Below are 12,644 nucleotides of genomic sequence, written 5' to 3' on the forward strand. Positions count from 1 at the left end.
CCCTCCTACGGCCTCTACCTGCTCGGCAAGCAGCCTCCCGAGGTCCCCTGGGAGTCCGGCTGGCTGCGCTGGCCCGACTTCCGCCTCCCGTCGGACCGGGCGGCCGCCCGCGTGGTGCTGGCCGACGCGTGGCAACGGGCCGCCGGGGAGCGCGTGGAGATCGCCTGCGGCGGCGGCCGGGGGCGCACGGGGACGGCCCTGGCCTGCCTGGCGGTGCTGGACGGGGTGCCGGGGGACGAGGCGGTGGCCTATGTGCGTCGGCACTACGACCGGCATGCGGTGGAAACGCCCTGGCAGCGGCGGTACGTACGCCGGTTCGGTGAGGGATGAGCCTCTCATTCGCGGTGGTCCGCCGATGCGGGGCGGCGGGCCACCGGTCCGGTCGACCGAAGTGACGTCAGTCGCAGTAGAGGTCGGACCCGGGCCGTTTCCCGGTGGCCAGGAAGCGGGAGACGGTCCGGTCGCCGCAGGCGTTGCCGTTGGCGAGGTAGGCGTTGTGGCCGGTGGAGTTCACGGTGACCATGACGGCACGATCCCCGAGGGCGCGGCGCAGCTCGCGGGCCCCGGCGAGCGGCGTGGCGACGTCCCGCTCGTTCTGTACCAGCAAGATGTTGGACGGCCCGCGGTCGGTGATCCGTACCGCCGGCTCCTTCGGCGCGAACGGCCAGGCGGCACACAGCATCGCGCCGCGCGGCATGCCCGCCGTCAGCGGGAACTTCGCCCGGCTCTCGTCGACTCCCTTTTGGTAGTGGGCGGCGGACCTGGGCCAGGCGACGTCGTTGCAGAGGGTGCCGGCGCCGACCGCGAGGGCGTTCCGCATCAGCGACTCGGGCGGCATCTGCGGCGCGGGCGGCACGGTGCCCTCGCGGGCGGCCAGGATCGTCTTCGCCAGCGTCGGGTAGTCGTCGGGGTCGTACAGGTTCGTCAGCATGGTCTGGCGCAGGGCGTTGCCGTTCAGCTCCGCCGGGTTGGCGCCGGGCCGGGGGAGGGGCTCGCGGTCGAGCCGCTCGGCGAGGCGCAGGAAGAGGGGCCGCACATCGGCGGCCCTGCGAGCCACCCGGTACGGATTCCCGGGCTCGGAGGCCCACTTGGCGAACTCCGGGAAGTTGTCCTCCACGCCGGTCTCGAACGCGGCGAGCCAGCCGCGTCCCACCCGGGTCGGGTCGGGGTTGTCGTTGCTGTCCAGCACGATGCGGTCGGTGCGGTGCGGGAACAGCCGGCTGTGGACGGCCGCTACGTAGGTGCCGTACGAGACGCCCCAGGCGGACACCTTGGTCTCGCCGAGGGCGGCCCGGACGCGGTCGAGGTCGCGGGCCTCGTTGGCGGTGCTGATGTGCCGCAGCAGCTCGCCGCCGTTACGGGCGCAGGCCTCCGACATACGCCGAGCCGCGGCCATGGATTCGGTGACGGAGCCGTCCGGGCTGGGCCAGGGCAGCCCCGCGAGGGCGAGGTCCTTGCTGTCGAGACCGCAGTCCACGGCGCTGGACGGCGCCATCCCGCGCGGCGCGAACCCGATCAGGTCATAGGCGTCCCGTACCTGCTGCGGCAGCTTCTGCCCCCTGCCGGAGGGCTTTTGGAGACTGCTTCCACCGGGCCCGCCGGGGATGAGTAACAGTGCGCCCCGACGCGCGGAGGGTTTCTCACTGGGGATTCTGGAGACGGCGATCTGGATCTTCCGCCCGTCCGGGTCGGAGTAGTCCATGGGCACGTCGACGGTGGCGCACTGCTGGCGGGGATCGAGGCCGGTGCCCTCGCACGTGGTCCATTCGAGGGCCTCGGCACCGGCGGCGGAGGCGGTCATCGGAACGGCGAGCCCGAGCAGGACGGCGGTGGCCGCGACCAGTGAGGCGTTGCGCTTGATCGGCTTCTGCGTCATGGGACGAGCCTGGCGCCTCGCCGCCCCGCTTCACATCCGGGCAACTGCCGGATTCTTCAGGGGGTTTACCCCCTAGGGGATCACTGGACGAGCAGCGTTCGGGAGTCTCAGCATGAAGATGTCGACCGGGTCCTGGGATTCGACCGTGAAGCCGTGGCGTTCGTACAGGCGGCGGGCCGGGCTGCCCTGGAGGACGTTCAGGCGGACGAGTGCGTTGTCGGCGTCGGTCCGGGTCAGCAGGGTGTGGAGGACGGCCGCTCCGAGACCTCGGCCCTGGACGGCCGGGGCGAGGTAGAAGTGCTCCAGCCAGTGGCCGTTCTCGTCGGTCCCGGACGGGCGCAGGGCGACGCTGCCCGCGAAGGTGCCGTCGGCCTCGATGACCGAGGTGTGCCGGGGCGAGAAGGCGTCTCGTAGCCGCTGCCTGACCCGGTGTTCGTCGAAGCGGCCCAGCCGTTCCAGGTCCGGGCGCATCACCACCGCCCGCAGTTCCACGATCGGTTCGAGGTCTTCCGGCTCGGCGGGACGGATGGCCCAAGTCATGGGGACCGGCGGTATCCCGTCCGCCCTCGTACGCGTATCCACGGCCGGATTATGTCAGCGGCCGCATATCGGCGATCGGCTTCCTGCCCACCGCTCGGAAAATACCCCCACCGCCTGCAGAGAACCATTGGCCATTGCCGAACCCCTTTGTGCTGCGCCGCAGTTGTAGGGCACAGACCCCTCCCGAGTGTAGGCGCGGAGCGTCACCGCAGGGATGCGAAGAGTGAAACTCCGAAAGGAAGGGGAGCACGGTGGAGGCACGACACTCGGCGCTCTGCGTCGAAGAAGCGGAGGATGCGGTGAAAGAATTGCGGACAGAACTCGCCAAGGCCGGAATTACCCTGCCGTCACTGGGGCTGGACCCGGTAAGTCTTGCGCGGGAAGCACCCTGTCCGCTCGTGGAATCGGGCCGGTGTTCCGTGGAGACCGCCCGGCGGCTCGCGGCGGTGCTGCGATGAAGCCCCCGGTCGGCGCGTACGTCGTGGACACCCGTAGCGGCCGCATCGGCATCGTCATGGGGCATGAGGGGCCCTATGTGCAGCTGAGGCCGTACGGGGGCGGCAAGGAGTGGGACGCCGACCCCGGTGCCGTCCGCCACGCCACCCCGGCCGAGCGGCTGCGCGCGGCGACGGCGTACGCCAACGCCCGCAGCAGGGGTGAGGTCCCTTGACGCGATGACCCTGCGAGAATGACGCCATGAGTCTGTTCCGCGACGACGGCATCGTGCTGCGCACCCAGAAGCTGGGTGAGGCGGACCGGATCATCACGCTGCTCACCCGCGGTCACGGACGCGTACGGGCGGTGGCCAGGGGCGTGCGCCGGACGAAGTCGAAGTTCGGTGCGCGCCTCGAACCCTTCTCCCACGTCGACGTGCAGTTCTTCGCCAAGGGGAGCGAGCTGGTCGGGCGCGGGCTGCCGTTGTGCACGCAGAGTGAGACCATCGCCCCGTACGGGGGCGGGATCGTCACCGACTACGCGCGGTACACCGCGGGGACCGCGATGCTCGAGACCGCCGAGCGGTTCACCGACCACGAGGGGGAGCCGGCCGTGCAGCAGTACCTGCTGCTCGTCGGCGCGCTGCGGACCCTCGCCCGCGGGGAGCACGCGCCGCATCTCGTACTGGACGCGTTCCTGCTGCGGTCCCTCGCCGTCAACGGGTACGCCCCGAGCTTCACCGACTGCGCGAAGTGCGGTATGCCCGGCCCCAACCGGTTCTTCTCGGTCGCGTCGGGCGGTTCCGTCTGCGGGGACTGCCGGGTGCCCGGCAGCGTCGTACCCTCGCCCCAGGCCCTGGAGCTCCTCGGCGCGCTGCTTACGGGAGACTGGGAGACCGCGGACGCCTGCGAGGCGCGGTACGTCCGGGAGGGCAGCGGGCTGGTGTCCGCGTATCTGCACTGGCACATGGAGCGCGGGCTGCGCTCCCTGCGCTACGTCGAGAAGTAAGCAAGACAAGCAAGCACGAGGAGACGAGAAACACATGGCCGTACGCGGGATCCTGGGGCGGCAGCGCCGGGAGTACAGGACGCCGGAGCCCCACCCGTCCGGCGCACGGCCGCCGAAGCTCGGAGAGCTCGTACCGCAGCATGTGGCGATCGTCATGGACGGCAACGGGCGCTGGGCGAAGGAGCGGGGCCTGCCGCGCACCGAGGGGCACAAGGTCGGCGCCGAGCGAGTGCTCGACGTGCTCCAGGGCGCCATCGAGATGGGCGTGGGCGCCATCTCCCTGTACGCCTTCTCCACCGAGAACTGGAAGCGGTCGCCGGACGAGGTGCGCTTCCTGATGAACTTCAACCGGGACTTCATCCGCAAGAGCCGGGACCAGCTCGACGAGCTGGGTGTGCGGGTGCGCTGGGTGGGACGGATGCCCAAGCTGTGGCGGTCCGTGGCCAAGGAGCTCCAGATCGCCCAGGAGCAGACCAAGGGCAACGACCGGCTCACGCTGTACTTCTGCATGAACTACGGGGGACGCGCCGAGATCGCCGACGCGGCGCAGGCGCTGGCGGCCGATGTGAAGGCCGGCAAGCTCGACCCGTCGAAGGTCAACGAGAAGACCTTCGCGAAGTACATGTACTACCCGGACATGCCCGACGTGGACCTGTTCCTGCGTCCGAGCGGCGAGCAGCGCACCTCCAACTACCTGATCTGGCAGAGCGCGTACGCCGAGATGGTCTTCCAGGACGTGCTGTGGCCGGACTTCGACCGCCGCGACCTGTGGCGGGCGTGCCTGGAGTTCGCCTCGCGGGACCGGCGGTTCGGCGGGGCCATCCCGAACGAGGAGCTGCTGGCCATGGAGGGCAAGCAGCAGTAGGTCTCACCGGCGGTCGCGCGGTTCCCTCAGGGGCGCGGGGAACTGCGCGACCGGCCACCTGGCACCCGCACCCGATGACCGGGTCTCACCCCCACGGCGAACAACGGCTCAGCCGCCGGAGGCCTTCGCGCAGTCCGCGCACGTGCCGAAGATCTCCACCGTGTGGGCCACGTTCACGAAGCCGTGCTCGGCGGCGATGGCCTCCGCCCACGTCTCCACGGCCGGGCCCTCCACCTCGACGGCCTTGCCGCAACCGCGGCACACCAGGTGGTGGTGATGGTCGTCGGTGGAGCAGCGGCGGTAGACGGACTCGCCGTCGGCGGTGCGCAGGACGTCGACCTCACCGGCGTCGGCGAGGGACTGCAGGGTGCGGTAGACCGTGGTGAGCCCGACCGAGTCGCCCTTGTGCTTGAGCATGTCGTGCAGTTCCTGCGCGCTGCGGAACTCGTCGACCTCATCCAGGGCCGCCGCCACAGCGGCTCGCTGCTTCGTGGCGCGGCCCTTCACGGACGGTCCAGCGGTCGTCACCGTTGCCTCCTCACGTCTGCCTTGCCCGGGCCATTGTGCCAGCCCGGGGTGGGGGCGGTCAGACGCCGACTTCGTCGGTTGTCTTCCGGGTGCCCGGAATCGCGCACTCGGCAGGGTCGTGGGCGGCGTCCGCGGCGGCCTGGGCGCGGGCGCGGCGGCGGGCCAGCGGAGTCGCGAGCGCCGTCAGCACGACGAAGGCGCCGATGGTCAGCAGCACGATCGTCGCGCCGGGCGGGACGTCCTGGTAGTACGACGTGACGGTGCCGCCGATCGTCACGCTCACACCGATGGCGACGGCGATCACGAAGGTCGCGGCGAAGCTGCGGCCGATCTGCTGGGCGGCCGCGACGGGCACCACCATCAGCGCGCTGACCAGGAGCAGGCCGACCACGCGCATCGCCACCGTGACCGTGACGGCCGCGGTGATCGCCGTCAGCAGGTTCAGGGCGCGCACCGGCAGGCCCGTCACCCGCGCGAACTCCTCGTCCTGGCTGACCGCGAACAGCTGCCGGCGCAGGCCGAGGGTGACCAGGACGACGAAGGCGGCCAGAACGCAGATCGCCGTGACGTCCGACTCGGACACCGTCGACAGGGAGCCGAAGAGGTACGACGTCAGGTTGGCGTTGGAGCCCGTCGGCGCGAGGTTGATGAACATCACACCGCCGGCCATGCCGCCGTAGAACAGCATCGCGAGGGCGATGTCGCCGCGGGTCCTGCCGTACCAGCGGATCAGCTCCATGAGGACCGCGCCGATGACCGAGACGAGGGTCGCCATCCACACCGGGGACCAGGTCAGCAGGAAGCCGAGGCCGACGCCGGTCATCGCCACGTGGCCGATGCCGTCGCCCATCAGGGCCTGGCGGCGCTGGACCAGGTAGATGCCCACCGCGGGGGCCGTGATGCCGACCAGGACGGCGGCGAGCAGTGCCCGCTGCATGAAGGCGTAGTCGAGGATCTCCATCAGCTCAGCAGTCCCGTGCGGATCGGTTCGTGGCCCGCGGGTGCGTGCGGGTGTACGTGGTCGTGGCCGGGCAGGGCGTGCTGCCCGACCGCCTTGGGGGGCGGGCCGTCGTGCACGACGCAGCCGTCGCGCAGGACGACCGCCCGGTCGATGAGGGGCTCCAGGGGGCCCAGTTCGTGCAGCACGAGCAGCACGGTCGTGCCCTGGGAGACCTGCTCGCGCAGCGTGTGCGCGAGGACCTCCTGGCTGGCCAGGTCGACGCCGGCCATCGGCTCGTCCATGATCAGCAGCTCGGGCGCGGAGGCGAGCGCGCGGGCGATCAGGACACGCTGGTGCTGGCCGCCCGAGAGGGCGTCGACCGAGTCCTTGGCCCGGTCCGCCATGCCGACGAGCTCCAGGGCCGCGCGCACGGCCGCGTGGTCCGCCTTGCGCAGCACGCCGAAGCGGGCCCGGGACAGGCGGCCCGAGGAGACCACCTCGGTCACCGTGGCGGGCACGCCGCCGGCGGCCGTGGTGCGCTGCGGGACATAGCCCACGCGGTGCCAGTCGCGGAACCGCCTGCGGGCCGTGCCGAACAGCTCGATCTCGCCGGCGGCGGTCTGCACCTGGCCGATGATGCTGCGCACGGCCGTGGACTTGCCGGAGCCGTTCGCGCCGAGCAGCGCGACGACCTCACCGTGGCGCACGGTGAGGTCGATGCCGCGCAGGACGGGGCGCGAGCCCAGGTCCGCGCGGACGCCGCGCAGGGATACGACGGGCTCGGTCATGCCGTCCTCCGATGGGTCGATCACTTGGCTCCCAGGGCCGTCCGCAGGGCCTTGAGGTTGGCTTCCATGACCTGGAAGTAGTCGTCGCCGCGGGACTTGTCGGTGATGCCCTCGAGCGGGTCGAGGACGTCCGTCTTGAGCTTCGCGTCCTTGGCGAGGGTCTTGGCGGTCTTGTCGGAGACCAGTGTCTCGTAGAAGACGGTGGTGACGCCGTCGGCCTTGGCCTCCTGCTGGAGCTCCCTGACCCGGGCGGCGCTGGGCTCGCTCTCGGGGTCGAGGCCGGAGATGGCCTCCTGGGTGAGGCCGTAGCGCTCGGCGAGGTAGCCGAAGGCGGCGTGGTTGGTGAAGAAGACCTTGGTCTTGGTGTCCTTCAGGCCGTTCTCGAACTCGCCGTTGAGGTCGTTCAGCTTCTTGACCAGGGCCGCGGTGTTCTTCTTGTAGTCGGCGGCGTGGTCCGGGTCGGCCTTCTCGAAGGCCTTGCCCACGCCCTCGGCGACCTCGGCGTACTTCACCGGGTCCAGCCAGATGTGCGGGTCGCGGGCGTGCTCCTCCTCCTCGGCGTGACCCTTCTCCTCGGCGTGGCCCTCCTCCGCGGCGTGCCCCTCCTCGCCCTCGTGGTCGTGCTCGGTGTTGCCGTGGTCCTCGAGGGTGGTGAGGCCGGCCGCGTCGATCTTCGTCTTGATGCCGGTCTGCGAGACCGCCTCGTCGACGGCGGGCTGGAGGCCCTTGAGGTAGAGCGCCGCGTCGGCCTCTTCGAGCTGCGCCCGCTGCTTGGTGCTGATCTCCAGGTCGTGCGGCTCCTGGCCGGGCTCGGTCAGACTGGTGACGTTCGCGTGGTCGCCGCCGATCTGCTCGGCGAGGAAGGCCATCGGGTAGAACGACGCGACGACGTCGAACTTGTCCGTGTTGCCCGTCGCCGCGCTGTCGCTGGAGCAGGCGGAGAGAGCACCGAGGCCGAGAGCGGTGGCCGCGGTGACCGCGGTGGCGGATATGAGGCGTCGTCGTACGTTCATGACACTCATTTTCAACAAATATGGAAACCGTTGTCAACAAACCGGCCGAGCAGGTTCCGGGAGGAGGGGCCTGGCGGTCGCGGACGGGGGAGCGATTTGATTGAGGGGGCGCCCCCGCCGGTAACCTGAAGCATTCGCTGGAAGCAACTCGCTTCGTCGCCCGTCGTCGTAATGAAGAGAGCACCGTGGCCGCCGACAAGATCGACACCATCGTCAGCCTGAGCAAGCGCCGTGGCTTCGTATTCCCCTGTAGTGAGATCTACGGCGGCCAGCGCGCCGCTTGGGACTACGGCCCCCTGGGTGTCGAGCTCAAGGAGAACCTCAAGCGCCAGTGGTGGCGCTACATGGTGACGTCGCGCGAGGACGTCGTCGGTATCGACTCGTCCGTGATCCTGGCCCCCGAGGTCTGGGTCGCCTCCGGCCACGTCGCCACCTTCACGGACCCGCTGACCGAGTGCACCTCCTGCCACAAGCGGTTCCGCGCGGACCACCTGGAGGAGGCCTACGAGGCCAAGCACAACCGCCTGCCGGAGAACGGCCTGGCCGACGTCAACTGCCCCAACTGCGGCAACAAGGGCCAGTTCACCGAGCCCAAGCAGTTCTCGGGCCTGCTGTCCACCCACCTCGGCCCGACCCAGGACTCCGGCTCCGTCGCCTACCTGCGGCCCGAGACCGCCCAGGGCATCTTCACCAACTTCTCCCAGGTGCAGACCACCTCGCGCCGCAAGCCGCCGTTCGGCATCGCCCAGATGGGCAAGTCCTTCCGCAACGAGATCACGCCCGGCAACTTCATCTTCCGCACCCGCGAGTTCGAGCAGATGGAGATGGAGTTCTTCGTCAAGCCGGGCGAGGACGAGAAGTGGCAGGAGTACTGGATGGAGCAGCGCTGGAACTGGTACACCGGTCTCGGCCTGCGCGAAGAGAACATGCGGTGGTACGAGCACCCGAAGGAGAAGCTCTCCCACTACTCCAAGCGCACCGCCGACATCGAGTACCGCTTCCAGTTCGGCGGCAGTGAGTGGGGCGAGCTCGAAGGCGTCGCCAACCGCACCGACTACGACCTCGGCGCCCACTCCAAGGCCTCCGGCCAGGACCTCAGCTACTTCGACCAGGAGGCCGGCGAGCGCTGGACCCCGTACGTCATCGAGCCCGCGGCCGGTGTCGGCCGCGCGATGCTGGCGTTCCTCCTGGACGCCTACATCGAGGACGAGGCGCCCAACGCCAAGGGCAAGATGGAGAAGCGCACGGTGCTGCGCCTCGACCCGCGCCTGTCCCCGGTGAAGGTCGCGGTGCTGCCGCTGTCCCGGAACCCGGAGCTGTCCCCGAAGGCAAAGGGCCTCGCCCAGGCGCTGCGCCAGCACTGGAACATCGAGTTCGACGACGCCGGCGCCATCGGCCGCCGCTACCGCCGCCAGGACGAGATCGGCACGCCGTTCTGCGTGACCGTCGACTTCGACACCCTGGAGGACAACGCGGTCACCGTCCGCGAGCGCGACTCGATGAAGCAGGAGCGCGTCTCCCTCGACCAGATCGAGGGCTACCTGGCCGCCCGCCTGATCGGCTGCTGATCCCGTCTCGCGCACACACCGTGCCGGGTTCCTCCGCGGAGGGGCCCGGCACCGCCGCGTTTCAGGGGTCCAGGTCCGTGCTGTGCACGGCCGCCGGAACGGCTGACAAGTATCGAATGACAGATATTGAAATCTGTCAGCTGTCATGGCAGGGTGGGGGACATGACGATGCGAACCCGAACCCTCGGAACCACCGGCCCCCAGGTCTCCGCCCTCGGCCTCGGCTGCATGGGCATGTCCGCGCTGTACGGCGAGGCGGACCGGGCCGAGTCCATCGCGACCCTCCACGCGGCGCTCGAAGCGGGCGTCACCCTGCTCGACACCGGCGACTTCTACGGCATGGGTCACAACGAGATGCTGATCGGCGAGGCCCTGCGCGCGGCTCCCGCCGCCCGGCGCGAACAGGCCGTGGTCAGCGTCAAGTTCGGCGCGCTGCGCGGCCCGGACGGCAGCTGGCTGGGCTACGACGGCCGGCCCGCCGCCGTGCAGAACTTCGCCGCGTACTCCCTCCAGCGGCTCGGCGTCGACCACATCGACGTCTACCGCATCGCCCGCCTCGACCCCGAGGTGCCGATCGAGGAGACGGTCGGCGCGATCGCGGACCTGGTCGAGAAGGGATACGTGCGGCACATCGGCCTCAGCGAGGTCGGCGCCGAAACCATCCGCCGGGCCGCCGCCACGGCACCCATCTCGGACCTGCAGATCGAGTACTCCCTCATCTCGCGCGGCATCGAGGAGGAAATCCTCCCCACCACGCGCGAGCTGGGTATCGGCATCACGGCGTACGGCGTGCTCTCCCGGGGCCTGATCTCGGGCCACTTCACCGCCGACCGGAAGCTCGGCGCCGGCGACTTCCGGGCGATGTCGCCGCGCTTCCAGGGCGACAACCTCCGGCACAACCTGAACCTCGTCGAGGCGCTGCGGAAGATCGCCGGGCAGAAGGGCGTCAGCGTCGCGCAGATCGCCATCGCCTGGGTGCTCAGCCGCGGTGAGGACATCGTGCCGCTGGTCGGCGCCCGCCGCCGCGACCGGCTCACGGAGGCGCTGGGCGCGCTGGACGTGACGCTGGACCCGGCCGACCTGGCCGCGATCGAGGAGGCCGTACCGCCCGGTGCCGCCGCCGGCGACCGCTACCCGGCGGCCCAGATGGCGCACCTCGAGACCTGAAGCGGGCTCCAGGTACGGTCAGGGGCATGGGACCGACCAGCGAGATCCTGACCGCCGAGCGCATCCTCGAGGCGACCGAGGAGGTGCTGCGCCGCCACGGCCCGGCCAAGGCCACCGTGGTGGACGTGGCCCGGGCGCTCGGCGTCAGCCACGGCAGCGTCTACCGTCACTTCCGCACCAAGGCGGCGCTGCGCGAGGCGGTCACCAAGCGCTGGCTGGACCGCACGTCCGGGGAGCTGTCGGGCATCGCCGCGGGGAACGGCGACCCGGAGACCCGGCTGCGGGACTGGCTCGCCGCGCTGTTCGCCGCGAAGCGCCGCAAGGCGGGCGGGGATCCGGAGCTCTTCGCCACGTACACGGTCCTCACGGACGAGAACGGCGCGGCGGTCGGTGAGCACATCGCCGACCTGACGTCCCAGTTGACCCGCATCATCCAGGCCGGCGTCGAGACCGGCGACTTCGCCGCCGCCGATCCGCGGGCCACGGCCCGCGCGGTCTTCCAGGCGACGGGCCGCTTCCACGACCCGTGTTACGCCCGGGAGTGGGAAGAGCCGGGGGCCGAGGCCGACTTCACGGCGGTGGTCGACCTGCTGGTGCGGGGGCTGCGGCCCTAGGTGGATCACTTTTCCTACCGGGTGCGCCTCGGCCGGGAGGGGCGCAGGATGGGAAGTGAGGCGTGGGTCGCCACGCGGGGGCGCTGAGAAAGGGATGGCGATCGTGGATCTCATACTGCGCCCGGGCACCGCGGACGATGCCGCGGAGTGCGGAAGGATCTGCTACGAGGCCTTCGCCGGGATCGCCGAGGAGCACGCGTTCCCACCCGACTTCCCGAGCCCCGACGTGGGTGTCGCGGTGATCGAGGGAGCCCTGACGCACCCGGGGTTCTACGCTGTCGTCGCCGAGCTCGACGGGCGGATCGTGGGCAGCAACTTCCTCGACGAACGCTCGGCCGTCGTCGGGGTCGGGCCCATCACCGTCGACCCCACCGTGCAGAACGCGGGCGTGGGCCGCCGCCTGATGCGGGACGTGATGGAGCGGGCCGACGAGCGCGGGGCGCCGGGCATCCGGCTGCTGCAGAGCGGCTACCACAACAGGTCGTTCTCGCTGTACGTGAGCCTGGGCTTCGTCCACCGGGCCACAGTGGCCTGTGTGCAGGGCCCGCCGATCGGGCGTGCGATGCCCGGTTACACGGTGCGGGAGGCCACGGACGCCGACCTCGGCGCCTGCAACGAGGTGTGCCGGCAGGTCCACGGCGTCGACCGTGGCGGCGAGGTCGCCGACGCGCTCAAACAGGGCACCGCCCGGGTCGTCGAGCGCGCGGGCCGCGTCACCGGGTACGCCACCGACCTGGCCTTCTTCGCGCACGCCGTGGGCGAGACCACCCCGGACCTCCAGGCCCTGATCGCGGCGGCCCCGCACTTCGGCGGCCCGGGCATCCTCGTACCGGCCGACGACAGCGTGCTGCTCAGGTGGTGCCTGTCCAACGGCCTCAAGGTCGTGCAGCTGATGAGCCTGATGACCATCGGCCTGTACAACCGGCCCGACGGGGCGTACCTGCCCTCGATCCTCTACTAGGGCCCGTCCGGTACGGGGACCCGTCCGGTACCGGGCCCGTCCGGTCGTTCACGCCGCCGTCGGGTCCACCGTCGCCTGATGGGCCTCCGCCAGGTGTTCCTCGGCCTTCAGCCAGGGCAGGAACTGGGCGCCTCTGCGCCAGCCGCAGGTGTCGCATCTGATCGTGCGCTGCACGCCCGTCCGCTCCACCCGCACCACGTGCTCCCGGCCGTGCTGGTCCCAGCGGCTGACCTTGCTGGTGTCGCTCTGCGCCATGACGCCTCCCGCGTCCAGGAATCCGGCGGATCCGGTCTGCTCGCAGCAAGGAGTGTGCAGCAAGACCAACATCAACAGGGCTTCCC

16 protein-coding genes are annotated in these 12,644 nt (G+C 70.6%); 9 read left to right on the forward strand and 7 right to left on the reverse strand.

Translation table 11 applies throughout. The features are described 5' to 3' along the window. A partial coding sequence (locus CA983_RS04490) for a protein-tyrosine phosphatase family protein (RefSeq protein ID WP_107500198.1) occupies positions 1 to 330 on the forward strand: 330 nt, incomplete at its 5' end. Between the two features lie 67 nt (positions 331 to 397). Here CA983_RS04490 and CA983_RS04495 read toward each other — a convergent pair. Then, on the reverse strand, positions 398 to 1,876 hold the full coding sequence (locus CA983_RS04495) for an alpha/beta hydrolase (RefSeq protein WP_086599575.1): 1,479 nt from the start codon (positions 1,874 to 1,876) through the stop codon (positions 398 to 400). 72 nt (positions 1,877 to 1,948) lie between these two features. After that, on the reverse strand, positions 1,949 to 2,416 hold the full coding sequence (locus CA983_RS04500; protein WP_086599576.1) for a GNAT family N-acetyltransferase: 468 nt from the start codon (positions 2,414 to 2,416) through the stop codon (positions 1,949 to 1,951). 251 nt (positions 2,417 to 2,667) lie between these two features. On the opposite strand from CA983_RS04500, the gene CA983_RS47600 reads away from it, so the two are divergent. Genes CA983_RS47600 through CA983_RS04520 form a run of 4 tightly spaced genes read left to right on the forward strand, consistent with a single transcriptional unit; the run spans position 2,668 to position 4,724 of the window. Continuing rightward, positions 2,668 to 2,874 carry a hypothetical protein gene (locus tag CA983_RS47600; RefSeq protein WP_086599577.1) on the forward strand — a complete coding sequence of 69 codons (207 nt, stop codon included), beginning with the start codon at positions 2,668 to 2,670 and terminating at the stop codon, positions 2,872 to 2,874. Beyond that, positions 2,871 to 3,086, forward strand: coding sequence for a hypothetical protein (locus CA983_RS04510; protein WP_086599578.1), 216 nt, complete (start codon positions 2,871 to 2,873; stop codon positions 3,084 to 3,086). The genes CA983_RS47600 and CA983_RS04510 overlap by 4 nt, the downstream gene beginning before the upstream one ends. A gap of 26 nt (positions 3,087 to 3,112) precedes the next feature. Next, positions 3,113 to 3,859, forward strand: a complete 747-nt coding sequence (gene recO / locus CA983_RS04515; protein WP_086599579.1) for a DNA repair protein RecO — start codon at positions 3,113 to 3,115, stop codon at positions 3,857 to 3,859. A 34-nt stretch (positions 3,860 to 3,893) separates the two neighbouring features. After that, positions 3,894 to 4,724, forward strand: a complete 831-nt coding sequence (locus tag CA983_RS04520; RefSeq protein ID WP_086599580.1) for an isoprenyl transferase — start codon at positions 3,894 to 3,896, stop codon at positions 4,722 to 4,724. A gap of 108 nt (positions 4,725 to 4,832) precedes the next feature. Here CA983_RS04520 and CA983_RS04525 read toward each other — a convergent pair whose 3' ends face one another. The 4 genes from CA983_RS04525 to CA983_RS04540 are packed head-to-tail and all read right to left on the reverse strand — an operon-like array spanning position 4,833 to position 7,993. Further along, a complete protein-coding gene (locus CA983_RS04525; protein WP_086599581.1) occupies positions 4,833 to 5,252 on the reverse strand; it encodes a Fur family transcriptional regulator in 420 nt (139 codons plus the stop codon). A 58-nt stretch (positions 5,253 to 5,310) separates the two neighbouring features. Next, positions 5,311 to 6,213, reverse strand: a complete 903-nt coding sequence (locus CA983_RS04530; protein WP_086599582.1) for a metal ABC transporter permease — start codon at positions 6,211 to 6,213, stop codon at positions 5,311 to 5,313. Further along, complete coding sequence (locus tag CA983_RS04535) at positions 6,213 to 6,980, reverse strand: metal ABC transporter ATP-binding protein (RefSeq protein ID WP_086599618.1); 768 nt, start codon at positions 6,978 to 6,980, stop codon at positions 6,213 to 6,215. The genes CA983_RS04530 and CA983_RS04535 overlap by 1 nt, the downstream gene beginning before the upstream one ends. Before the next feature lie 20 nt (positions 6,981 to 7,000). Further along, positions 7,001 to 7,993 (reverse strand): metal ABC transporter substrate-binding protein, encoded by a 993-nt coding sequence (locus tag CA983_RS04540; protein ID WP_086599583.1) that lies wholly within the window; start codon positions 7,991 to 7,993, stop codon positions 7,001 to 7,003. Positions 7,994 to 8,178: 185 nt separating this feature from the next. Here CA983_RS04540 and CA983_RS04545 point away from each other — a divergent pair, with 185 nt between their 5' ends. The 4 genes from CA983_RS04545 to CA983_RS04560 all read left to right on the forward strand — a co-directional run bounded on the left by CA983_RS04545 (position 8,179) and on the right by CA983_RS04560 (position 12,303). Then, positions 8,179 to 9,561 (forward strand): glycine--tRNA ligase, encoded by a 1,383-nt coding sequence (locus tag CA983_RS04545; protein ID WP_086599584.1) that lies wholly within the window; start codon positions 8,179 to 8,181, stop codon positions 9,559 to 9,561. A gap of 162 nt (positions 9,562 to 9,723) precedes the next feature. Further along, positions 9,724 to 10,728, forward strand: a complete 1,005-nt coding sequence (locus CA983_RS04550) for an aldo/keto reductase (protein ID WP_086599585.1) — start codon at positions 9,724 to 9,726, stop codon at positions 10,726 to 10,728. Between the two features lie 26 nt (positions 10,729 to 10,754). After that, a complete protein-coding gene (locus tag CA983_RS04555; RefSeq protein ID WP_086599586.1) occupies positions 10,755 to 11,342 on the forward strand; it encodes a TetR/AcrR family transcriptional regulator in 588 nt (195 codons plus the stop codon). Between the two features lie 94 nt (positions 11,343 to 11,436). Then, a complete protein-coding gene (locus tag CA983_RS04560) occupies positions 11,437 to 12,303 on the forward strand; it encodes a GNAT family N-acetyltransferase (RefSeq protein ID WP_086599587.1) in 867 nt (288 codons plus the stop codon). Positions 12,304 to 12,351: 48 nt separating this feature from the next. On the opposite strand, the gene CA983_RS04565 is transcribed toward CA983_RS04560, so the two are convergent. Next, complete coding sequence (locus tag CA983_RS04565) at positions 12,352 to 12,558, reverse strand: hypothetical protein (RefSeq protein ID WP_086599588.1); 207 nt, start codon at positions 12,556 to 12,558, stop codon at positions 12,352 to 12,354. Between the last annotated feature and the right edge of the window lie 86 nt (positions 12,559 to 12,644).

Source organism: Streptomyces swartbergensis (genome assembly GCF_002148965.1).
Lineage (GTDB): Bacteria > Actinomycetota > Actinomycetes > Streptomycetales > Streptomycetaceae > Streptomyces > Streptomyces swartbergensis.

What these genes read in the sequence shown, in the direction of transcription:
- CA983_RS04495 (WP_086599575.1), bottom strand. Translation starts at nt 1,876, where the DNA reads ATGACGCAGAAGCCGATCAAGCGCAACGCCTCACTGGTCGCGGCCACC.
- CA983_RS04500 (WP_086599576.1), bottom strand. Translation starts at nt 2,416, where the DNA reads ATGACTTGGGCCATCCGTCCCGCCGAGCCGGAAGACCTCGAACCGATC.
- CA983_RS04510 (WP_086599578.1), top strand. Translation starts at nt 2,871, where the DNA reads ATGAAGCCCCCGGTCGGCGCGTACGTCGTGGACACCCGTAGCGGCCGC.
- recO (WP_086599579.1), top strand. Translation starts at nt 3,113, where the DNA reads ATGAGTCTGTTCCGCGACGACGGCATCGTGCTGCGCACCCAGAAGCTG.
- CA983_RS04520 (WP_086599580.1), top strand. Translation starts at nt 3,894, where the DNA reads ATGGCCGTACGCGGGATCCTGGGGCGGCAGCGCCGGGAGTACAGGACG.
- CA983_RS04530 (WP_086599582.1), bottom strand. Translation starts at nt 6,213, where the DNA reads ATGGAGATCCTCGACTACGCCTTCATGCAGCGGGCACTGCTCGCCGCC.
- CA983_RS04535 (WP_086599618.1), bottom strand. Translation starts at nt 6,980, where the DNA reads ATGACCGAGCCCGTCGTATCCCTGCGCGGCGTCCGCGCGGACCTGGGC.
- CA983_RS04540 (WP_086599583.1), bottom strand. Translation starts at nt 7,993, where the DNA reads ATGAACGTACGACGACGCCTCATATCCGCCACCGCGGTCACCGCGGCC.
- CA983_RS04550 (WP_086599585.1), top strand. Translation starts at nt 9,724, where the DNA reads ATGACGATGCGAACCCGAACCCTCGGAACCACCGGCCCCCAGGTCTCC.
- CA983_RS04555 (WP_086599586.1), top strand. Translation starts at nt 10,755, where the DNA reads ATGGGACCGACCAGCGAGATCCTGACCGCCGAGCGCATCCTCGAGGCG.
- CA983_RS04560 (WP_086599587.1), top strand. Translation starts at nt 11,437, where the DNA reads ATGGCGATCGTGGATCTCATACTGCGCCCGGGCACCGCGGACGATGCC.
- CA983_RS04565 (WP_086599588.1), bottom strand. Translation starts at nt 12,558, where the DNA reads ATGGCGCAGAGCGACACCAGCAAGGTCAGCCGCTGGGACCAGCACGGC.